The sequence below is a fragment of the Pseudoalteromonas sp. S1609 genome (assembly GCF_005887255.1).
In the GTDB taxonomy this organism is placed as follows: domain Bacteria; phylum Pseudomonadota; class Gammaproteobacteria; order Enterobacterales; family Alteromonadaceae; genus Pseudoalteromonas.
Genome location: NZ_PNDJ01000033.1, coordinates 1 through 21,058, shown reverse-complemented (window position 1 = coordinate 21,058; position 21,058 = coordinate 1). Strand labels below are relative to the sequence as shown.

Annotated in this window: 22 protein-coding genes, 2 tRNA genes and 1 riboswitch; of the genes, 17 read left to right on the top strand and 7 right to left on the bottom strand. The window is 41.7% G+C overall.

What is annotated here, in order from left to right; translation table 11 throughout:
• Positions 1–39 precede the first annotated feature (39 nt).
• Entirely contained in the window at positions 40–813 is a 774-nt protein-coding gene (locus CWB76_RS09535) for a YggN family protein (RefSeq protein ID WP_010390508.1), read from the top strand.
• Between the two features lie 103 nt (positions 814–916).
• On the opposite strand, the gene rsuA is transcribed toward CWB76_RS09535, so the two are convergent.
• Entirely contained in the window at positions 917–1,615 is a 699-nt protein-coding gene (rsuA, locus tag CWB76_RS09530; protein WP_138607115.1) for a 16S rRNA pseudouridine(516) synthase RsuA, read from the bottom strand.
• Positions 1,616–1,673: 58 nt separating this feature from the next.
• On the opposite strand from rsuA, the gene zapE reads away from it, so the two are divergent.
• Entirely contained in the window at positions 1,674–2,783 is a 1,110-nt protein-coding gene (gene zapE, locus CWB76_RS09525) for a cell division protein ZapE (protein ID WP_138607113.1), read from the top strand.
• A 72-nt stretch (positions 2,784–2,855) separates the two neighbouring features.
• Here the strand turns inward: zapE and galE are convergent, their stop codons facing one another.
• Complete coding sequence (gene galE / locus CWB76_RS09520) at positions 2,856–3,872, bottom strand: UDP-glucose 4-epimerase GalE (RefSeq protein ID WP_138607111.1); 1,017 nt, start codon at positions 3,870–3,872, stop codon at positions 2,856–2,858.
• Between the two features lie 251 nt (positions 3,873–4,123).
• On the opposite strand from galE, the gene CWB76_RS09515 reads away from it, so the two are divergent.
• Complete coding sequence (locus tag CWB76_RS09515) at positions 4,124–4,612, top strand: DUF3016 domain-containing protein (RefSeq protein ID WP_010390512.1); 489 nt, start codon at positions 4,124–4,126, stop codon at positions 4,610–4,612.
• 62 nt (positions 4,613–4,674) lie between these two features.
• Here CWB76_RS09515 and CWB76_RS09510 read toward each other — a convergent pair whose 3' ends face one another.
• Complete coding sequence (locus CWB76_RS09510; RefSeq protein ID WP_010390514.1) at positions 4,675–4,965, bottom strand: hypothetical protein; 291 nt, start codon at positions 4,963–4,965, stop codon at positions 4,675–4,677.
• 116 nt (positions 4,966–5,081) lie between these two features.
• On the opposite strand from CWB76_RS09510, the gene CWB76_RS09505 reads away from it, so the two are divergent.
• Entirely contained in the window at positions 5,082–5,291 is a 210-nt protein-coding gene (locus tag CWB76_RS09505) for a hypothetical protein (RefSeq protein WP_138607109.1), read from the top strand.
• Here CWB76_RS09505 and epmB read toward each other — a convergent pair.
• Positions 5,288–6,301, bottom strand: a complete 1,014-nt coding sequence (epmB, locus tag CWB76_RS09500) for an EF-P beta-lysylation protein EpmB (protein ID WP_138607108.1) — start codon at positions 6,299–6,301, stop codon at positions 5,288–5,290. The two genes, CWB76_RS09505 and epmB, sit on opposite strands and share 4 nt — an antisense overlap.
• 40 nt (positions 6,302–6,341) lie before the next feature.
• On the opposite strand from epmB, the gene efp reads away from it, so the two are divergent.
• The gene (gene efp / locus CWB76_RS09495) at positions 6,342–6,908 is read left to right on the top strand and encodes an elongation factor P (RefSeq protein ID WP_010390517.1); all 567 of its coding nucleotides are present in this window, start codon (positions 6,342–6,344) and stop codon (positions 6,906–6,908) included.
• 60 nt (positions 6,909–6,968) lie between these two features.
• Positions 6,969–7,943 carry an elongation factor P--(R)-beta-lysine ligase gene (gene epmA, locus CWB76_RS09490; RefSeq protein WP_138607106.1) on the top strand — a complete coding sequence of 325 codons (975 nt, stop codon included), beginning with the start codon at positions 6,969–6,971 and terminating at the stop codon, positions 7,941–7,943.
• 101 nt (positions 7,944–8,044) lie between these two features.
• Here the strand turns inward: epmA and CWB76_RS09485 are convergent, their stop codons facing one another.
• On the bottom strand, positions 8,045–10,144 hold the full coding sequence (locus CWB76_RS09485) for a TonB-dependent receptor (protein ID WP_138607260.1): 2,100 nt from the start codon (positions 10,142–10,144) through the stop codon (positions 8,045–8,047).
• Positions 10,145–10,246: 102 nt separating this feature from the next.
• Between CWB76_RS09485 and CWB76_RS09480 the strand changes: the two genes are divergently transcribed.
• The 8 genes from CWB76_RS09480 (at position 10,247) to CWB76_RS09445 (ending at position 17,869) form a co-directional block, all read left to right on the top strand.
• On the top strand, positions 10,247–10,645 hold the full coding sequence (locus CWB76_RS09480) for an acyl-CoA thioesterase (RefSeq protein ID WP_138607104.1): 399 nt from the start codon (positions 10,247–10,249) through the stop codon (positions 10,643–10,645).
• Positions 10,646–10,760: 115 nt separating this feature from the next.
• The gene (locus tag CWB76_RS09475; protein WP_283235058.1) at positions 10,761–11,159 is read left to right on the top strand and encodes an META domain-containing protein; all 399 of its coding nucleotides are present in this window, start codon (positions 10,761–10,763) and stop codon (positions 11,157–11,159) included.
• A 98-nt stretch (positions 11,160–11,257) separates the two neighbouring features.
• Positions 11,258–11,364: riboswitch (TPP riboswitch) on the top strand.
• 141 nt (positions 11,365–11,505) lie between these two features.
• Positions 11,506–13,458 (top strand): phosphomethylpyrimidine synthase ThiC, encoded by a 1,953-nt coding sequence (gene thiC / locus CWB76_RS09470; RefSeq protein ID WP_131690428.1) that lies wholly within the window; start codon positions 11,506–11,508, stop codon positions 13,456–13,458.
• A gap of 103 nt (positions 13,459–13,561) precedes the next feature.
• Positions 13,562–14,563, top strand: a complete 1,002-nt coding sequence (locus CWB76_RS09465; protein ID WP_138607102.1) for an FAD-dependent oxidoreductase — start codon at positions 13,562–13,564, stop codon at positions 14,561–14,563.
• A 6-nt stretch (positions 14,564–14,569) separates the two neighbouring features.
• Entirely contained in the window at positions 14,570–14,764 is a 195-nt protein-coding gene (thiS, locus tag CWB76_RS09460) for a sulfur carrier protein ThiS (RefSeq protein ID WP_171039615.1), read from the top strand.
• A 5-nt stretch (positions 14,765–14,769) separates the two neighbouring features.
• Positions 14,770–15,561 (top strand): thiazole synthase, encoded by a 792-nt coding sequence (locus CWB76_RS09455; protein WP_138607098.1) that lies wholly within the window; start codon positions 14,770–14,772, stop codon positions 15,559–15,561.
• Between the two features lie 21 nt (positions 15,562–15,582).
• Positions 15,583–17,109 (top strand): thiamine phosphate synthase, encoded by a 1,527-nt coding sequence (gene thiE / locus CWB76_RS09450; RefSeq protein WP_138607096.1) that lies wholly within the window; start codon positions 15,583–15,585, stop codon positions 17,107–17,109.
• Positions 17,093–17,869 carry a HesA/MoeB/ThiF family protein gene (locus tag CWB76_RS09445; RefSeq protein WP_138607094.1) on the top strand — a complete coding sequence of 259 codons (777 nt, stop codon included), beginning with the start codon at positions 17,093–17,095 and terminating at the stop codon, positions 17,867–17,869. Before thiE ends, CWB76_RS09445 begins: the two co-directional genes overlap by 17 nt.
• Before the next feature lie 224 nt (positions 17,870–18,093).
• On the opposite strand, the gene asd is transcribed toward CWB76_RS09445, so the two are convergent.
• Positions 18,094–18,960 carry an archaetidylserine decarboxylase gene (gene asd / locus CWB76_RS09440; protein ID WP_171039611.1) on the bottom strand — a complete coding sequence of 289 codons (867 nt, stop codon included), beginning with the start codon at positions 18,958–18,960 and terminating at the stop codon, positions 18,094–18,096.
• Between the two features lie 14 nt (positions 18,961–18,974).
• Positions 18,975–20,033: a small ribosomal subunit biogenesis GTPase RsgA gene (rsgA, locus tag CWB76_RS09435; protein WP_138607092.1), complete on the bottom strand. Its 1,059-nt coding sequence runs from the start codon at positions 20,031–20,033 to the stop codon at positions 18,975–18,977.
• Positions 20,034–20,155: 122 nt separating this feature from the next.
• On the opposite strand from rsgA, the gene orn reads away from it, so the two are divergent.
• The 3 genes from orn (at position 20,156) to CWB76_RS09420 (ending at position 21,054) form a co-directional block, all read left to right on the top strand.
• Positions 20,156–20,701: an oligoribonuclease gene (gene orn / locus CWB76_RS09430; RefSeq protein ID WP_008115490.1), complete on the top strand. Its 546-nt coding sequence runs from the start codon at positions 20,156–20,158 to the stop codon at positions 20,699–20,701.
• Between the two features lie 175 nt (positions 20,702–20,876).
• A tRNA-Gly gene (locus CWB76_RS09425) sits at positions 20,877–20,952 on the top strand.
• Positions 20,953–20,980: 28 nt separating this feature from the next.
• Positions 20,981–21,054: transfer RNA gene (locus CWB76_RS09420), tRNA-Cys, on the top strand.
• Positions 21,055–21,058 lie beyond the last annotated feature (4 nt).

Sequence of the window (21,058 nt, the reverse complement as noted above, 5' to 3'; positions counted from 1 at the left end):
AATCTAGCCACCCCCTATTTTAGTCTTTTTGAGGTGTTTATGGCGTTTTTATCTCGTTCGATATTGGCGTTATCAATGGCACTTTTAAGCTCCAATGCAATCGCACAAAAACAATGTGATGTTGAACTTCGTCATGGTTTAATTATTACCGATGATGTGATCCGTATTGTTGATAAAGGCCAAACAAGGGTGCAAATTAACAATAATAATCAATTGTTTATTCGAGGCTACTGGGTCGATTTAAGCACCGACGAAAGCAAAGTGCTAGAACAATTTAGCAATGGTATTCGTCAAACAGTTCCTGAGTTGGTCGATTTAGCGACCGATGGCGTTAACCTAGGACTCAGTGCTATTGAGCATGTTGTTGAGGGCATGTCAGATAAAGAACCCGAAGTGCTAAAAACGCAATTACAATATGTAGAGCGCGCACTTATGGATAAGTTTAAACGTGGCGACGATTTCTTTTTTATAGCTCCTCAATCGCTTTCCCAAATTGATGATTTTTTTACTAAAGAAATTAGTCAAAAAATACACTCAGCTGTACATGGCTCTTTGGGTGCTATTTTAATGTCGCTTGGGGATGCGTTTAAATCTCGAGAAGGCAATATAGAAGACCGCATGAACGACATGGGGCAACGCATGGATATCATCACCAAAGAAATCGATAAGTCGTTACAGAAAAAAGCCCATCAATTAGAACTTAAAGCCTCTGAATATTGTGAATGTTTAAACTCTCTAGATATTACTGAGTCTCGGCTGCAAGCGATTGTACCTGGGATGACAGACTTTGATTTAGTACAGATTAAATCGTAAGAACAGAGATTAGGCAAGATTATAGAAGGCAACGAGGATCGAGCCTAGAGCGGCAGGTGAACAGCCCGAACCTCGTGAACCATTTCCTATCACCTAAACAACCTCACAGTTTTATCTCTGCGGCAGTTAATGGGCGGTATTCACCTGCAGCCAAATCTTCACCTAACTTTATACCCGCAATTTGTTCACGATGTAGTTCAACTACTTTGTTATCTACCGCTGCTAGCATGCGTTTCACTTGATGGTACTTCCCCTCAGAAATCGACAAACGTAAACCGTAACTCCCTTCGCGTTCAGCAATAGCAGGGCGAGTTAAATCTTTTTCATTGTGTAACTGTACACCATCGCGTAGTTGCTGCAGTGCATCGTCGGTAATCGGCTCTTGGGTTTCGACTAGGTAGGTTTTAAACTTATTCTTTTTCGGCGAGGTAATTTTATGTGACCACTCGCCATCATTAGTAATAAGCACTAGGCCTGTGGTGTCTATATCTAAACGCCCGGCAATGTGAAAGTCGGCCATGTTTGGCTCATCAAGCAAATCAAATACGGTTTTGTGTAACTCATCTGAATTAGCGCATACATAGCCTACCGGCTTATTGAGCATAAAGTAGCGTTTACCTAAAAACACTAATGGCTGATCATGAAATAACACGTCATCTTGTTGAGTAACTTGAAAGTCGAATGCCGTGATCACCTCGCCATTAACGCAAGCCACTTGGCTTTTTATTGCTGCGCGGGCTTTTGAGCGTGGTAACTCTGCTAAATGGCTAATAAATTTATCTAAACGGCAAGGAAATTTCATGTTGTTCACATTTTTAGTCGGCTACAATGGCCGCGAGTATAGCGGATAGTGAAATACCATGACAGAGCCCAGCACAGAAATTTTAAGCCTATACCATAGCAAGGTTTCATCAGGAGAGCTTGATTTCGATGCGGCGCAGCACCAAGCCGTGAGTGCGTTACAGTCTTTAAGTGAGCAATTAAATCAGCCTGCAAGCTGGTTGCAAAAAGCACCTTCAATAAGGGGAATATATTTATATGGCCCGGTTGGCCGAGGTAAATCTATGTTGATGGACTTATTTTATGAAAACTTACCCACAGAGAAAAAGCAGCGCCTGCACTTTCATCATTTTATCGAAAAAGTTCATGCTCAATTGGCCAAGTTACAAGGGGATAAAAATCCGCTGCAAATAATTGCTAAACAGTGGGCCAAAAAGATAAAAGTGCTGTGCTTTGATGAGTTTTTTGTTAGTGATATTGGTGACGCCATGATCATGGCTCGGTTATTTAACGCTTTATTTGAACAAGGCGTGGTGCTAGTAGCAACCTCTAACGCAAAACCGGAGCAACTTTATTACAACGGTCTGCAACGCGCGCGATTTTTACCAACTATCGATTTAATAAATGAACATTGTCGTGTAATTAACGTAGCGGGGGAGGAAGATCATCGCTTTAGATACGGCAGAAGTAGTCGTCATTATTTTATTAACTTGCCCGATGCTGAATTTGAGGCTGGGTTTTTATCCGCACATTCTCAAGCAATGCGTAATAATACAATAACTGTGCATGGCCGAGTGCTTCCTTATTTATTAAAAACTGACGATGCTTTACTGATTGATTTTATGGCATTGTGCTCAGGCCCTCGTAGCGCCAATGACTATATGTTTTTAGCAGAAAAGTTTTCGGTAGTATACATCGCGAATGTGCCAATAATGGGAAAAGAGGCAACTGGTAAAGTTATTGTGCATGGTATAGAAGACAGCTATCAGCGCGAAAAGCAGCAGTTAGATGAGCATACACTCGATGATGAAGCTCGGCGTTTTATTGCCTTAGTCGATGAGTTTTATGATTGCCACAAATTACTGGTGATTAACGCTCAGGCCGACATAAACGAGTTATACCAAGGTAAAAAATTAAGCTTTGAATATGCGCGAACCCAGTCACGGATTGTAGAAATGCAAAATTGGTAAGTACAACATTAAAACACCGCATTTAATTTAAATGCGGTGTTTTAATTTTAAGCTGATAACTTAAAGAAGCCTTTATGACTTATATCCATTTGGATTATTTGATTGCCAGCGCCAAGTATCTTGCATCATCACATCAATACCACGCTCGGCTTGCCAGCCTAGTTCACTAAGCGCTTTTTCTGGCGCAGCATAACAGGCTGCAATATCACCAGGGCGACGAGGTGACACCGCATAAGGGATAGCTTGGTCGCTAGCCTTAATAAACGCATTGACCATTTGTAATACTGAATAGCCGTTACCGGTACAAAGGTTATAAATAAGTGCGCCGGTTTCTGCGGCTATTTTATCAAGCGCTTTTAAATGCCCTAAGGCTAAATCTACAACGTGAATGTAATCGCGAACGCCAGTACCATCTACCGTGTCGTAATCATCGCCAAATATAGCGAGCTGCTTTAATTTACCAACCGCAACTTGTGAAATGAAAGGCAGTAAATTATTAGGAATGCCATTAGGGTCTTCACCAATTAAACCTGACTCATGTGCACCAACAGGATTAAAGTAGCGCAAAATAGCAAACGCAAAGCGCTGATCTGATTTAGCGATATCTTGCAGCATCATTTCAACCATTAGTTTAGAGGTACCATATGGGTTGGTTGTACCGCCAACGGGGAAGTCTTCGCGTATTGGTAAGCTTGCAGGGTCACCATAAACTGTTGCAGATGAGCTAAATACCAGTTTAAACACACCCGCGTCACGCATAGCATCAACTAGTGTTAATGTGCCTTGTACGTTATTTTGATAATACGCGATTGGTTTTGCTACCGACTCACCAACTGCTTTTAAACCTGCAAAATGAATTACACTATCAATGTTATGTTTTGCAAATACTGAGTCTAAAAAGGATTTATCTAAAATATCACCTTGATAAAAAGTAATTGCTTTACCGGTTATTTTTTTCACTCTCTCAAGTGACTCTTCAGAGGAGTTACTTAAGTTATCGATAACGATAACGTCGCTGCCTTGCTGTAAAAGTTCTAAAACGGTGTGTGAGCCAATATAGCCTGCGCCACCGGTTACTAAAATTGCCATGAATGCTCCTTGGAAACCTCTGTTCAATTACCCTAATTTCACCATAAATAATGAGTTTTTACATGTATTATTTTATTTGCTTTGTAATAGTATGATCGTAAACCGTACTTTCGATTACATTTTGTGCAATTTTAATAACACCTCAGCGTAAAGATTAAGTTATAGTTCATATGTAATTGCTAAAGTGATGTATAGCGATTTGTAAAATATTCAATTGATCACAATGATCAAAATACTCGTTGGAGAAACGTATGAACTTAGTTAAAAAAATAGCAATGTTGATGTGTATTGCACTACCGAGTGTTGTTTGCGCGGGTGAGGCTCAAGTGAAATGGCATGACTTTAATGATTATCGCGATGTACGCCCATCAAACCAAACTAAAGGCTCATACCATAAGCAAATAGCCAAAAGTATTGATGAACACTTTGCAAAGCTCAGCGAGCAACTTCCTAAAAACTACAGTTTAAAAATTGAAGTCACCGATTTAGATTTAGCCGGAGACGTACGCTATGGCGGTGTTAACGAAATCCGAGTGGTCAAACCTATTCACTTTCCACGCATTGAATTTAATTATGTGCTTAGTGATGAAAGTGGCGTTGTTGCACAAGAAGATAACGTAAGCTTAAAAGATATGGGTTTTATGGATAAAATTAAAATGGGTCGAGATGAAGCATTTTACTACGAAAAACGCTTATTAACAGAGTGGTTTGGTGAACAAATTTTACCGCGTATCAAGTAAGCTAAAGCTAATAATGCAAAGCATCTACTTTGGTAGACGCTTTGCAAAGCAGTCGCTCATTTTTATTTAAAGGTCGCTAACAAGGTTAATAAGTTTTGTAGTTTAATAACTGCTTGTTTTAGCTTTTCTTCGTCTAAACCGTCGCTTGATAAGCTTTCTACATCAGCGGCAACGTCTAAAACGTACGGCTTAAAGCGTTTAGCTTCAAAGCTAAATCCAGCGTCCTCGGCAAATAAGGCTTTAAATTTTCCGTGGCCTTGCTGTTGTAACTCATCGAGTTTTTTATCAGCATCAAGCGCCTGACGGTAAACAATTTTTAAGTTGGCGTTGAGTTGTTCAATTATAGAATCCATGGTTTTCCTAAAGCTTAGTGCAATGTTGCCGATAAATACTTAAGTGGGTTGGTAAAGTAATTTACCAATTCAGCGACTATAATACGTGTATTACATTTAAATGTCAGGTGTGAGTTATGAATATATCAGGTGGAAATCTACCTACAATCCCTGGTGCAGGCCAAGGCGCAGAGGTTTTAACTGCTGCTTTATCTAAAAAGCAACAGCAAGCTGATGGCGCCGCTGCACTTGCGCTTATTGAAGGTGCTACACAATCCTCAAGTGCGCAAACACCGGCTGAGTCGGTTACTGCAACACTTGGGAATAATGTAAACGTTTATGTTTAAACCAATTTGAGGTCAATAGGGGTTTTACTTTTTTGGCCCCCTATTTCTCTTACTAGTTTAGGCACTAAAAATCCTGGCAGGGCTTCTAAAAGCTCTGCCATTATTTTTATGGCTTGTGCCTCATCTATATCAAAATGACTTGCGCCTTCTACCTTATCCAGTAGGTGTAAGTAATAAGGCATTACGTCTGCATCAAATAGTGCTTCACTTAAGTTAATTTGTGCATCAACGTTATCGTTAACATCTTTTAAAATAACCGCCTGATTTAATAACAGTACATTGGCTTGTTTTAGCATGTTCATGGCGTTTTTAAAGTCACTATCTATTTCGTTAGCATGGTTAATATGATTCACGAATATAATTTTTAGTGGTGACTTTGCTAATCTTTCACATAATTGTTCAGTAATGCGTGCAGGGATCACAACAGGTAAGCGGCTGTGTATGCGCATCCGTTTTATTTGTGGTATTTGCTCAAGCTCATCTAAAAACCAACTAATAGCATCGTCTTTGGCCATTAGTGGATCGCCACCACTTAAAATCACTTCGTTAATATTTTTATCAGCTTGTATATAGCTCAATGCATCAATTAGGCTGCGTTTATTTAACTGGTTTTCTTGATAAGGAAAATGGCGTCTAAAGCAGTAGCGGCAATTTACCGCACAACCAGTTTTAAACATGACTAAAACACGTGATTTATATTTATGTAACAGACCTGGTTGATTGTTATCTTGCTCAAGTAGCGGATCTTTATTAAACCCCGACTTAGTTAAAAATTCTTGATGGCGAGGCATAACTTGCAGCAATAAAGGATCATTTGCATCGCCATGACGAATTTTTTTTATAAAAGGCAATGGCACACGAACAGGAAACAAGCTACGAGCTTTTATGTCGTTTTCATGGACTTGGCTCGATAAACCAACCATTTCTAACAACACTTTTGGGCAGGTAACTACATTTGCTAATTCTTTTTGCCAGTTTTTATGCAAATTTGCTTCATTTCTTTGTATCATTGGCACGTAGATTACTCGAAAAATATAAATAGAGGAAACGATGGCGAATTATAGCACCAACGAGTTCAAGGGCGGCCTAAAAATTATGATGGACGGCGAACCTTGCAGTATCTTAGAAAATGAAATGGTAAAACCGGGTAAAGGCCAAGCGTTTAACCGTGTTCGTATCCGTAAGCTTATCTCTGGCAAGGTACTTGAAAAAACCTTTAAATCGGGTGAATCGGTTGAAGGTGCTGATGTAATGGATACCGATTTAGCGTACCTATATACAGACGGTGAATTTTGGCATTTCATGAACAATGAAACATTTGAACAAATCGCTGCTGACGAAAAAGCACTGGGCGATGCTGGCAAATGGTTAGTTGAAAACGATGTATGTACTATTACATTATGGAACGGCAGCCCAATTGCTGTAACTCCACCAAACTTTGTTGAGCTTGAGATCACTGAAACTGATCCGGGCCTTAAGGGTGATACAGCGGGCACAGGTGGTAAACCAGCAACGCTTAGCACAGGTGCTGTAGTACGTGTTCCATTATTCGTACAAATTGGCGAAGTAATTAAAGTAGACACTCGTAATGGTGAATACGTGAGCCGTGTTAAGTAAGCAGCAACGCGTCTTATTAATTAAATCCCGGCTTAAGCTGGGATTTTTTTTGGAGAAAATATGTCAGCAGATCTTTGGAAGCCGAGTGCCAGCATAGAAATACTTAAGCAACGCGCAGCAATTATGCGCAGCATTCGGGAATTCTTTTATGAGCGTAATGTAATGGAAGTCGAAACACCGAGTTTAAGTGCTGCCAGTGTAACCGATGTGCATTTAGCCAGCTTTAATACTACATTTGTGGGCCCAGGCCATGCCGGTGGGCTACCCCTGTTTTTGCAAACATCTCCAGAGTTTGCGATGAAACGCTTGTTAGCGGCCGGCTCAGGCGCTATTTTTCAGCTTTGTAAGGCATTTCGAAATGAAGAAGCGGGCAGTCATCATAATCCTGAATTTACTATGCTCGAATGGTATCGGCCTGGGTTTGACGAATTTGCTTTAATGGACGAAATAGATGAGCTAATGCAGCTCATTCTTGAGGTTGCTCCTGCAGAGCGCGTTACCTACCAAAAGGCATTTGAACGCGCGTTAGGGGTCGATCCATTAACTGTATCTATCACGCAGTTACAACAACTCGCATGCGAACATGGCTTTGCTGATATTGCTAAAAACGAGACTCATAAAGATACCTTGCTGCAATTATTATTTTGTATGAAAGTAGAGCCAACAATAGGACAAGATAAGCCATGTTTTGTGTATCACTTTCCGGCATCACAAGCGGCACTGGCACAAATTTGTAAACACGATGAGCGAGTAGCAGGGCGCTTTGAGTTGTATTATAAAAATATGGAGCTGGCTAACGGCTTTAATGAGCTCACTAATGCTAAAGAACAAGCAAAAAGGTTTAACGAAGACAACACCTATCGTGCTGCTAACGGCTTAAAGCAAGTTCCTATGGATACGCGTTTAATTGCGGCATTGGAACATGGTTTAGAGCAATGTGCGGGGGTTGCATTAGGGATTGATAGACTCGTGATGCTAGCAACCAATAAACAAAAAATAAAAGAAGTGATTGCGTTTGATGTGGCCAGAGCTTAAAGCAGCTAATTGCTTTTAGCGGTCAGCTATCAGATAAAAAACACCGCGTTTGCATTAAACGCGGTGTTTTCTATTCTCGAACTGACAACTGGTTCGCTGTATTACAGATTAAGCGTAAACGTAACGCCGGCCACACGTGGCTCACCTAGTTGAATGTAAGTTTGACTTGTATAACCATCTAACGGGTTGTTACCAAATTCAAAACCGCGAGTTGGAACGGTTTCATCAAACACATTACGTGCCCATGCACGAACAGCCCAGTTTTCTGCTTCGTAGCCAAGGCTCGCATTTACTAAGTTTGTATTTGGAGCTTGTGCATTATGGCTGTCTGAGAAGTAATAATCATCTTTACCTTCAACACCTAACATAGCATATAGCTCATCAGTAACATTGTAGCGTGCACTAAATGCGTATTGATATTTAGGCGCTTGTGCTTGCTCGCGGCCATCTTGGTTTAAGCCCGATTTAGTGACAAAGTCGTTTATTTTCGTATCTAAATAGCCAGCACTACCGCTAATGAGTAAATTATCAGTAAGTAAGTAGCTGCCTTCAATTTCAAGACCGTAGTTGCTGCCAGAGCTGGCATTGGCGACATAACCGGTAAATTGTTGATCTGATACTTGCCACGACTTTAATTGAATATTATCGCGGTGCATATAAAACGCCGCTAAGCGCAGGGTAAACTTGTCATCTAGCGATGAACCTTTAACGCCAAACTCACCACTCCACAAGTATTCTGGATCAAAGCTGGTATGCTGTTTGAAAAAATCAGCATCTAAGCTTAAACCTTCATCTTTTGCTTTTGCTAGCGCTTCTGAATTAATACCACCAGCTTTGTAACCGCGGGTGATACTGGTGTAAATCATGGTACGGTCAATAACTTGGTATTCAAGTGCAATTTTACCACCGAGCATAATATCGTCAGTTTCTTCAATAAAACCGTTACTATCGGTGTAATCTCCTTGATATTGCTCAACTCGTAAACCAGTAATAAGCGTAGTTTTTGGGCCAATTGCTGTGGCTAATTGGCCATAAGCTGCAATGTTATTAGTTTCATAGGTTGAAGCAAACGGGTTGGCTAACCACGTATATTGACGCTCTAAATCCACATCACGGTTTTGATAGTAAATACCCGCAACCCAGTTACCTGCTTTACCAGTAAATTGCAGATCGAGCGCTTGATCATCACGATCGCGGCTATAAATATCTGTTGAACTATAACCATCAGGATGTAAACCAGCGGCACATAATTGCGGCTTATTAGTATCGTTACACACCCAGTCTTCATCAAAGCTATAAAAAAGTTCTGTATCAATGGCTGAAAGGTTTAAGTTGACATCAAAGGCATCAAAACCAGTGTAAGTATTATTCAGGCCAATAGCATAACTTTGTTGATTATCTTCGCCTGGTTGATCAGCAAGGCTGTTGCGAGAATTATCAAGAGTAAATGCATCGTAGCCGTTATTAATATCAATATAATGCAGGTTAAGTTCTGAATTTAAATGAGCTGTGAGTTGGCTGTTTAATTTAAAGCGTGCAACTTGCTCATCTTGATCTTGAGTGGGTTTATCTAAATAAAGGTTGTCTACGTAGCCGTCAGACTTTCTGCGAAAGTAGCTAACGCGGGCACTGGTGTCATCTGTTAAACCGGTACTAGCAGCAAGGCCTGCTTCGTGGCTGTTATAAGTGCCGGCACCTAAATGTAACTTTAAGCTAGGATCGCTGGTTGCATTAGCTGATTGCATTTGGATCATGCCCGCCATGCCATCTGCACCAAAACGTGTACCTTGAGGACCGCGGTAAATTTCTACTTGGTCAATATCAAACAATAATGAACTACCACCTAAGCCTGAATAATTAATACCGTCAATTACTAAGCCCACAGATGGATTTATCGGGTCAACAAACTGCGAGCGTAAACCAACACCGCGAATTTGAATATAACGACCGCGAGACGCACCAGCAGCAAAGTTTACATTGGCTGCACTGGCTAACATTTCGTCTAAATATGTTGCACCACGTTGATTCATTTCATTTTCAGAAAATAAGCTGGCACTGGCGCTTAATGTTTGAATGCTTTCTTGCTGAAAGTCACCGGTAACAATGATTTTCTCTAGTTCGGTGTCATCTGCGTTAGCATATATAGGTGCTGCGAACAGGGGTAATAACGTGGCTGTAATTAAAGACAAACGTAGGTTCATTAGGTTACTTAACTCCATTTTAGGGACTCGTATGGTAGCAATTATTTCAACACTTGTGCTATAAACGCGACAATTATACGTTAAATAATTGGGATTACTAATATGGCCTTTAAAGTAGACTTTAAGGTGCGCGACTACGAATGTGACTTACAAGGTATTGTAAATAACAGTGTTTATTTTAATTATCTTGAGCACGCTCGCCACGAGTTTTTATACGCACACGGCGTTGATTTTGCACAGCTTGCAAAAGATAAAATTAACTTAGTGGTGATGCGCAGTGAAATGGATTACAAACATTCCCTATTGCCTGGAGATGAGTTTTATGTGGCGGTAGAGCCTGTGCGTATTAGTCGTCTTAAGTTTGCATTTAAACAAACGGTAGTGCGCAAACAAGATGAAAAAGTGATGCTCAATGCCTTAGTTATTGGTACATCGGTTAATGAGAAAGGTCGTCCATTTTTACCACCACAGATAGATGACTTATTCCAAGCGGTTGCATAGTTTTAAATAGCATGAATTTTAAACAAAAATTTACATTTAAAATATGCATTTTTAACGGATAAACCTGACAAATATTGATACTATTACATTAATTAGACACTAAGTTTGTAATAACATGAAATTAGCAGCAATACCGATGCTTATAATCGGTTTATGTGTTGGTTGCGCATCAACAGGGACAGTTACCACTGAGCAGCTAAAATATACACAATGGCAATTATCAAAGGTTGATGATTTGGCCATTCCCGCGTCCTTTAAAGCATCAATGAGCTTTATCGATGCGCTACAAATAAACGGCTTTACTGGATGTAATAAGTTCTTTGGTGAAGGCTCACTTGAAGACAGTAGCCTGAGCGTAAGCAAATTAGGTATGACACGTAAATCATGTGGCCCTGAACTGGATGAGTTTGAACAACAGTTTTTACAGGCTCTGCAGCAAGGTGCAGTGCTTAACATGCAAGACCAAACATTGGTAATGCAAGCTGAACAAAAATTTGTGTTTATCCCAAAATAATTTTTGAGTTTTGAAAAACAGCCCCTTGCAGGGAATTTTCAACTGGCGTACACTCGTCGCAGATTTGATCAAAACATTATCAAATCAACGAACAATTCAAATACTTGTCGGAGTGCCTAAGTTTTATTTAGGCTGAGATCGCGAAAGCGGGATCCGTGAACCTGATCAGGTTAATACCTGCGTAGGGAACAAGCTGCCTAACTAGGACGCTTGTGCGTCTTTTTTTATGCGCACAAAAAAGCAACCTCCGTCTTAGGCCGCAAAGTCGCATAAAGCTACTTTACGATCTTTCTCTATTCCTCAGCGGAATATCTGACAAGACAACCCTTTAGCAATGAGGTAAGTCATGTCAAATACAACAAATAAAGCCACCCGTCGCGAAACTCGTGCGGCCGCATCAGATTATATTTATAACTTAACCGGTCAGCCGTTTCCAAGCTCCCATAAAGTATACGTTGCAGGTAGCCAGCAAGGCGTACGTGTGGGTATGCGTGAAATCACATTGAGCGATACTTTTATTGGTGGTGATGAACAAAACCCAGTGTATGAGTCAAATGCACCACTGCGTGTTTACGATACATCAGGCCCGTATACCGATCCTGAATTTAAATTGGATGTGCGCAAGGGACTTAATAAATACCGTGAACAATGGATTGAGAGCCGTAATGATACCGAAGTACTCGAGTCGGTAACCTCACAGTTCGCACAGCAGCGTATGGCTGATGATGGGCTAGATCATATTCGCTTTGAACACCTTCCAAAAATACGCCGTGCAAAAGCAGGTAAAAATGTCACCCAAATGCATTATGCCCGCCAAGGGATAGTCACCCCAGAAATGGAATATGTAGCGATACGTGAAAACATGGGGCGTGCGCAAATACGTGAAGAGTTACTAGCTGCGCAGCATAAAGGGGAGTCGTTTGGCGCGAGTATCCCTGAGTTTATTACTCCTGAATTTGTGCGTGATGAAATTGCTCGTGGACGCGCTATTTTACCTAACAATATTAATCACCCAGAAACCGAGCCTATGATTGTTGGTCGTAACTTTTTAGTTAAAGTTAACGCCAATATAGGTAATTCATCAGTGGGTTCATCTATCGAAGAAGAAGTTGAAAAAATGGTGTGGTCAACCCGTTGGGGTGCCGACACCGTAATGGATTTATCAACAGGGCGTTACATTCACGAAACCCGTGAATGGCTGGTACGTAATTCGCCAGTCCCTATTGGTACTGTTCCAATTTACCAAGCACTTGAAAAAGTCAACGGCGTAGCAGAAGACCTAACCTGGGAAATATTTCGCGATACTCTGATTGAACAAGCAGAACAAGGCGTTGATTACTTTACCATTCATGCTGGTGTGCTATTGCGTTATGTGCCAATGACGGCAAAACGCGTAACCGGTATTGTGTCACGTGGTGGCTCAATTATGGCTAAATGGTGTTTAGCGCACCACAAAGAAAACTTCTTATACACTCACTTTGAAGATATTTGTGAAATTTTAAAACAATACGATGTGTGTTTTTCACTCGGTGATGGTTTACGTCCGGGTTCTATTGCCGATGCGAACGACGAAGCACAATTTAGTGAGCTACGTACCTTAGGGGAACTGACAAAAATAGCTTGGAAACATGATGTACAAGTGTTCATAGAAGGCCCTGGACACGTGCCTATGCATATGATCAAAGCCAATATGGATGAGCAGCTTAAACATTGCGACGAAGCGCCATTTTATACCTTAGGTCCACTGACCACCGATATTGCCCCAGGGTATGATCATATTACCTCAGGGATTGGTGCTGCGCAGATTGCTTGGTATGGCTGTGCGATGCTGTGTTATGTAACACCTAAAGAGCATTTAGGTTTGCCAAATAAAGAAGATGTAAAAGAAGGCCTTATTACTTACAAAATTGCCGCTCATGCGGCCGATTTAGCGAAAGGTCACCCAGGTGCACAGGAGCGAGATAACGCGCTATCAAAAGCGCGCTTTGAATTTAGATGGCATGACCAATTTAATATTGGTTTAGACCCGGTTCGCGCCCGTGAATATCATGATGAAACACTGCCGCAAGAATCAGGCAAAGTTGCGCATTTTTGTTCTATGTGTGGCCCTAAATTTTGTTCCATGAAAATAACCCAAGAAGTACGCGACTACGCCAAAGATCTAGAAGCGCGCGGTATTGATCCTAATAACGTGGGTGATGCCATTGAAATCAAAATGGTTGATGTTGAGGCCGAGATGAAAGCCAAATCTGAAGAGTTTAAGCAAACAGGCTCAGAGATTTACCATAAAGCAATATAAAATAGGTTGCGGGTTGCGAGCATCGAGTAGCGAAATGTTTATTTTAGCACCTTGTTGCTCGAAGCCAGAGACCCGCAGCTCGCAGCTAAATGTAGGAGTGTTTATGTTTTATAACATTGCTGTGGTGGGTTTTGGTTTAGCAGGGCGGTTGGCCGCGCTTGAGTTAAGTAAGCAACATCGTGTTACCGTATTTGAAGCCGATGATGAACATACTCAGAACAGTGCCGGTAAAGTGGCAGCAGCGATGCTAGCCCCCCTAGCTGAGTCTGTTATGTGCGAACGTGAATTGGCTTTAATGGGAGTGGATTCTATTACTCGATGGCCTGCTATTTTAGAACAACTAAATAGCGAGGTATTTTTTCAACAGCAAGGTACCCTAGTGGTTGCTCATCCGCAGGATAAAGGCGACTTACAAAGCTTTGCACAGCGAATCAAACCGTTACTAAATTTTAGTGCTCAAGCAATTAATGCACAGCAAATTGAGCAACTAGAACCTGAACTGGCTGGTCGATTTAGCCAAGGCCTATTTTTGCCCGGTGAAGCACAAATAGATAACCAAGCCTTTTACAAAGCCAGTTTTAGGTTGCTAAATAAGCGCAAAGTAAAGTTTGTATTTAATCAGCGCGCCAGCATCTTTGATAACAAAGTGAATAATCGAGAGTTTGATTACATTATTGATTGTCGAGGGCTTGGAGCCAAACAAGATCAGCCCCTTCGAGGCGTGCGCGGGGAAGTGGCAAGACTCTATGCACCCGAGGTTAATTTATCTCGGCCAGTGAGGTTAATGCATCCGCGTTATCCTATTTATATAGCACCTAAGCCGAATCATGAATATGTGATTGGTGCCACCGAAATTGAGTCTCAAGATAGCGGGGCGGCAACGGTGCGTTCAACGTTGGAGTTACTTTCAGCCGCTTATACAGTGCACAGCGGTTTTGCCGAGGCTCGACTGTTAAATATTCAAACCGGGCTTCGACCTGCGTTTAGCGATAACTGCCCACAAGTTACACAATTAGGGCAGGTAATTAGTATTAATGGATTATACCGCCATGGCTACATGATCGCGCCGAGTTTAGTTGCTGATGCTGTTGCCAGAATAGAGTGAGGAATGATGGATATAATAATTAATGGTAAAGCGCTCACCCTAACAAGAAGCGAACTAAAACAGTGTTTAATTGAGTATGGTGCTAAAGCACCGTTTGCAGTAGCCATTAATGGCCAGTTTGTACCTCAAGAGCAACATGCTAACTACACACTTAATGATGGTGATTGCATTGATGTGTTATCTCCGATTCAAGGAGGGTAACCATTATGTTACCTCCCGATAATATCACTATTTATGGCGAGCAATTTTCAAGTAGATTACTGATTGGCTCTGCGCTTTACCCATCGCCCGCGACGATGACTAAAGCAATTAATGCTTCAGGAGCGGATATTGTTACTGTGTCTTTACGTCGCCAGCAAAACGCAGCTGCAGGAGATGATTTTTGGCAACTTATAAAGAATACAGGGCTTAAAGTTTTACCTAACACAGCAGGATGCCACAGTGTTAAAGAGGCCATTAATTTAGCTAAAATGTGTCGAGAAGTATTTGCTACCGATTGGATAAAGCTGGAATTAATTGGCGATGACTATAACTTACAGCCAGATCCTTTTGCTCTGCTTGAAGCCACTGAGATTTTAATTAAAGATGGGTTTAAAGTACTGCCTTACTGCACCGATGACTTAGTGCTTTGCCAACGTTTAGATGAATTAGGCTGCGAGGTGCTAATGCCATGGGGCGCGCCAATTGGTACCGGTAAGGGATTATTAAATAGTTATAACTTAAAGGCGATACGGGAGCGTTTACCTAACAGCACATTAATTGTTGATGCTGGGTTAGGTTTACCATCGCATGCCTGCCAAGCCTTAGAATTAGGGTATGATGCGGTATTATTAAATTCAGCCATAGCGGGTGCGGGTTGCCCTATTACCATGGGACTTGCATTTAAAGCAGCTGTTGAAGCAGGGCGCTTTGCTTATAACGCCAAAGCAATGCCAGAAAAAGACGTTGCGGCCCCATCAACCCCCACAATGGGTATGCCATTTTGGCATCAAACGTAAAAAATTAGGAAGTAGGTCATTATGAACAATGTAGTATGGACGATTGCGGGCTCAGACTCCGGCGGTGGCGCAGGTATTCAAGCTGATATTAAAGCAATGCAAAGCTTTGGTGTGCACGGTTGTACTGCGATTACCGCACTAACAGCACAAAATAGTTTAGGTGTTGAGGCGATTAATGCTGTCTCGACTGATGTGATTGAGTCGCAGTTATTGGCACTCGAAAAAGACATGAAAGCCAAAGTAATTAAAATTGGTATGTTAGCTAACGTGCAGCAAATTCAATTGATCAGTGAGCATATTAGCCATTACAAAGCGAAGTGGCCAACCCCGCCGGTGATTGTGTACGATCCTGTGGCTATTGCCTCAAGCGGTGACTTACTAACAGAAGAAGACACTGTAAGCGCGATTAAAGAATGCCTATTACCGCTGGTGGATGTAATTACCCCTAATACCCATGAAACACAGTTATTAACAGGTGTGTATTTAATTGGCCCCGCAGCAATTAAAGAAGCAGCAAGCAAACTAATGGCATGGGGTGCCAAAGCGGTGGTTATTAAAGGCGGGCATTGGGATTATCCAAGTGGTTACTGTATTGATTACTGCTCACAAGGTAGTGAAGAGTACTGGTTGGGTAATGAAAAAATTCAGGTTCCGCACAATCATGGCACTGGCTGTAGTATGGCGTCTGTTATTGCTGCATGCCTTGCAAAGAACTATCCGTTAAAAGATGCGTTTATTTTAGCTAAAGCCTATATAAACCAAGGTTTGAAGCAATCAGTTCGCTATGGCGAGGGGATAGGGCCGGTTGCACAAACGTCGTTTCCGACTGACCTAGCGCATTACCCTCAAGTGATTGAAGCAGGTAGTTGGTTGGGTGATGAGCTAGATTTTGATGTACCGCTTGATTTTAATATGGCAGCTGACTTTGCTGCGTGTGAAAGCAAAGCGCTTGGCGCTTATGCGGTAGTCGATAGCGTAGAGTGGCTAGAAAAATGCTTACAAAATGGCATTAAAACAGCGCAATTAAGAGTTAAAGATAAAAGCGAAGATGAGCTTGAACAATTAGTCGCAAGCGCGGTCGCTTTGGGTCAGCAATACAGTGCGCATGTGTTTATTAATGATTACTGGCAGCTGGCAATCAAACATGGCGCATATGGTGTGCATTTAGGACAAGAAGACTTAGAGAGCGCAAATTTAGCGGCTATAAAAGAAGCAGGCCTGCGACTTGGGCTTTCTACCCATGGCTTTTATGAAATGCTTCGGGCGCATAATTACCGCCCAAGCTACATGGCCTTTGGCGCTATTTACCCTACTACCACCAAAGACATGACAGGCCAGATACAAGGGCTTGAAAAACTAACTCGATTTGTGCCATTAATGCAAAGCTATCCTACAGTGGCTATTGGCGGAATTGATTTAGACAGGGCGCAAGAAGTTGCTAAAACGGGCGTGGGCAGTGTAGCCGTGGTACGTGCTATTACCGAGGCTGATGATTACGTAGAGGCAATCAATACCTTAAAATCGGTGATAAATGAGAATGCCTGCTAACATGCAAGCGCAGCAGCTCAGCGACAAAGAAACTCTACGTTATAGCCGCCATTTATTATTAAAAGAAGTGGGGCTTGAGGGGCAGTTAACACTTAAAGCGGCAACCGTTGCTGTGGTAGGTGCAGGCGGGCTAGGAAGCCCTGCGCTACTCTATTTAGCAGCTGCTGGCATTGGCACACTAATATTAATTGATGACGATACCGTTGAACTCTCTAATTTACAGCGGCAAATACTGTATAAAGTGAATCACTTAGGGCAGCAAAAAGTAAATGCAGCAGGGAAGGTGCTTGCGAGCCTTAACAATCAAATAAACATAGTGACTCACTCGCAAAAGTTGAGCGATGCTAACAGTGATGCACTATTCAGTAACGCCGATATCGTACTTGATTGCTCTGATAACTTTGCGACTCGTTACACCGTCAATCGTTTTTGCGTAAACAACAAAACACCACTAATTTCTGCAGCAGCGCTAGCAACCCAAGGGCAATTAATGGGCTTTGACTTTAGGCAAACAGATAGCCCTTGCTATGGCTGCGTATTTCCACAAAATGATGCTAACCCTGTTGTTAATTGCGACAATGCGGGCGTTATTAGCCCCTTACTTGGTGTAATTGGCTCTATGCAGGCACAGCTAACTCTTAATATGCTGTTAGGCCATTTTGGTGGGAGTTTGTTTATAACCTTTGACGCATTAAGCTTAAAGCAACAGCATTTTAAAGTAGTTAAAGATTTAAACTGTAAAGAGTGTGATGGGAAGTAAAAACTTTTACTTGCTCGCTTTTAATCTTTGGTGTCTTCTCATTTACTCCACTTTTTTCTCTTTGTGCAATAAAGTCTTAGGGAAGTTATACACAAAGAGGTTAAGAGGCCGCTACGCTTTAGAGAAACGTTATGAATATGTTCGTAACAGCAATCCCCACACCTACAGAAATTAAAAAACCGCGTTTAAATAACGCGGTTTTTTATTTCTAATTAACGATTTGTTTAATCGTTAATTTTTGCAAACGCAGTGCCTAAACGGGTTACCGTTTCAGGGCGTTGATCATCAAAAATATCGGCTTTATCTGCACCCCATGCAAGCACAACTGTTGAGCCTAATTTAAAGCGGCCCATTTCTTCCCCTTTTTTAAGGGTGATCGCGTTTTCGCCTTTAGTTGGGTAGTTCCAGCTAAACACATCACTGCCAGCTGGTGGAGTGACTGTGCCAGCCCAAATAGTTTCTATGCTAGCAACAATGGTTGCGCCTACAAGGACCATAGCAAGCGGGCCAATTTCAGTTTCAAAAATTGCTACTACACGCTCGTTACGGGCAAATAAATTCGGTACGTTTTGCGCGGTAAGTGGATTTACCGAAAATAAATCGCCCGGTACATAAATCATTTTGCTTAGCGTGCCATCAATTGGCATGTGAATACGGTGGTAATCTTTTGGTGCCAAGTAAATAGTTGCAAATTTACCACCTAAAAACGGTGTTGTGTCGTCTTCTGAGCCACCTAACAACGCTTGTAAGCTGTAATCATGGCCTTTAGCTTGGATTAGTTGGCCGTCAACAATATCGCCAAGTTGGCTGATTGCGCCGTCAACAGGGTGAATAATAATATCGTCATCTTCAACCATAGGACGAGCACCGTCCTTTAACGGACGGGTAAAAAATTCATTAAAGGTTTTATAGTGAGCTGGATCAGAATATTTAGCCTCACTCATATTTATTTTGTATTGTTTAATGAATAGTTTAATTAATGTTGTTGTTAATGCGCTCGCTTTTGCAGCTGCAAGCTTACCTACTACACGAGAAATAAAGTGCTTTGGCATAGCATATTGCATGGCGATTTTAAATTTATCTAAACTCACAGGTTTTTCCCTAATTATACGCGAGGCGCACGCGCGCCGGCACGGCCATCGGCCATGGTTTCTAAAATACGGTGATAGCTTTCAAAGCGTAACTTTGAGATATCGCCATCAGCGACTGCTTGCTGAATTATACAGCCTGGATCGTTTAAGTGTTTACAGTCTCTAAAACGGCATCCACCTATAAACTCTCTAAATTCTTTAAAACACCAAGTGACTCGTTCAACATCTAAATGCCATAAACCAAACTCACGAATACCCGGTGAATCAATTAAGTTACCGCCACTTGGTAAATGATGCAGACGCGATACTGTGGTGGTGTGCTGGCCTAGACCGCTGTTTTCAGAGACTTCTTTAGTCAAAATTTCAGCATCCGGCAGCACAGTGTTTACTAAGGTAGATTTACCCACACCACTTTGGCCAACAAAAATATTGTTTTTGCCTACAAGTACTTCTTTTAATTCATTAATGCCTTCGCCGGTTATATTACTAACTAGCAGCACTTGGTAATTAAGTTTACGGTAAATATCGAGTATTTGTTGTATGTCGTTTAAACCAGTTTCATCAATTAAATCAATTTTATTAAGGACTAAAATCGGCTCAATGCCCATGTCTTCGCAGGCAATTAAATAGCGGTCAATAATGCTTGGCGTAAACTCAGGCAATACTGCTGATACCATTAAAATTTGGTCTATATTCGCGGCAATCACTTTTACACCGTCGTAAAAATCAGGGCGCGTTAACTGTGAACGACGTTCTTGAGTTGCTTCAATAACCCCCGCTAAATCGCCTTCACTTACTTTTGCACGACGAAATAATACCTCATCGCCACATACTAAATTTGATACGGTACGGCGAATATTACAGCGAAGAACATCGCCATTTTGGGTTTCTACGTCGGCATGTTGCCCAAAGCGGCTAATAACAATCGCATTTTCCACTTGACCTAAATTATCTGTTTGCCACTCTTGCGCGCCGACTTTTGCCGGTTTTTTATCGGCATTCGATAAACGCTTTTGATGATTGGCCTTGATCCTACGGGATTGGCCTTTACTTAATTTTTTCTGTTTTGCCACTTGAGGCCTATAACCTGAGTTAAATGCCGAGTTTGCCAAAAAAAGCTTTAGCTCGACGGTTGATGCTAATATGATATATCGAAATGCGTTGGATCTAAAGAAAAGCACCGTTTAAGGTAATTATGACTATTAATAAATCAAATTTAATTTGGCTCGATCTGGAAATGACCGGACTTGAACCAGAGACTGACAAAATACTTGAAATTGCAACTGTTGTCACTGACGCTGATCTGAATATATTAGCCGAAGGGCCAACGATTGCCATTCATCAAAGTGATGAACTACTGGATGGCATGGATGAGTGGTGTACAACTCAGCATGGCAAATCTGGATTAACGGCACGCTGTAAGGCAAGCACGTTTGATGAAGCTTATGCCGTGGAACAAACTCTCGCGTTTTTAAAGCAATGGGTGCCAGCGGGTGCTTCACCTATGTGTGGTAACTCGATAGGCCAAGACCGCCGCTTTATGAATAAGTATATGCGCGAGCTTGAAGACTTCTTCCATTACCGTAATTTAGATGTCAGTACCATTAAAGAACTTGCTCGTCGTTGGAAACCAGATGTGTTGGCTCAAGTGAATAAAAAAGGGTCGCATTTAGCGTTAGACGACATTAAAGATTCGATTATGGAATTAAAGGTTTACCGAGAAAAGTTTTTTAATTTATAAAAAATACTTGCAAAGCCCCCTAATTATTGTAGAATCCTGCCCCGCTCAAGACGATAACCCCCGCGGGGTTAGTGTGTTTGGGCTTTGACTTTTTGAATGCGGCACTAGCTCAGTTGCCAGAATGTAGGACGCGACCTGTCGCGCACCAACGGACAAATTACTGACTATTTTGAATGCGGCACTAGCTCAGTTGGTAGAGCGCGACCTTGCCAAGGTCGAGGTCACGAGTTCGAGCCTCGTGTGCCGCTCCAATTTATCTTAAAGCTAAACTAGTATTTAGGCGGAATGGCAGAGTGGCCATGCACCTGATTGCAAATCCGTTTACCCCGGGTCGCCTACGGGTTCCGCCTCCAATCC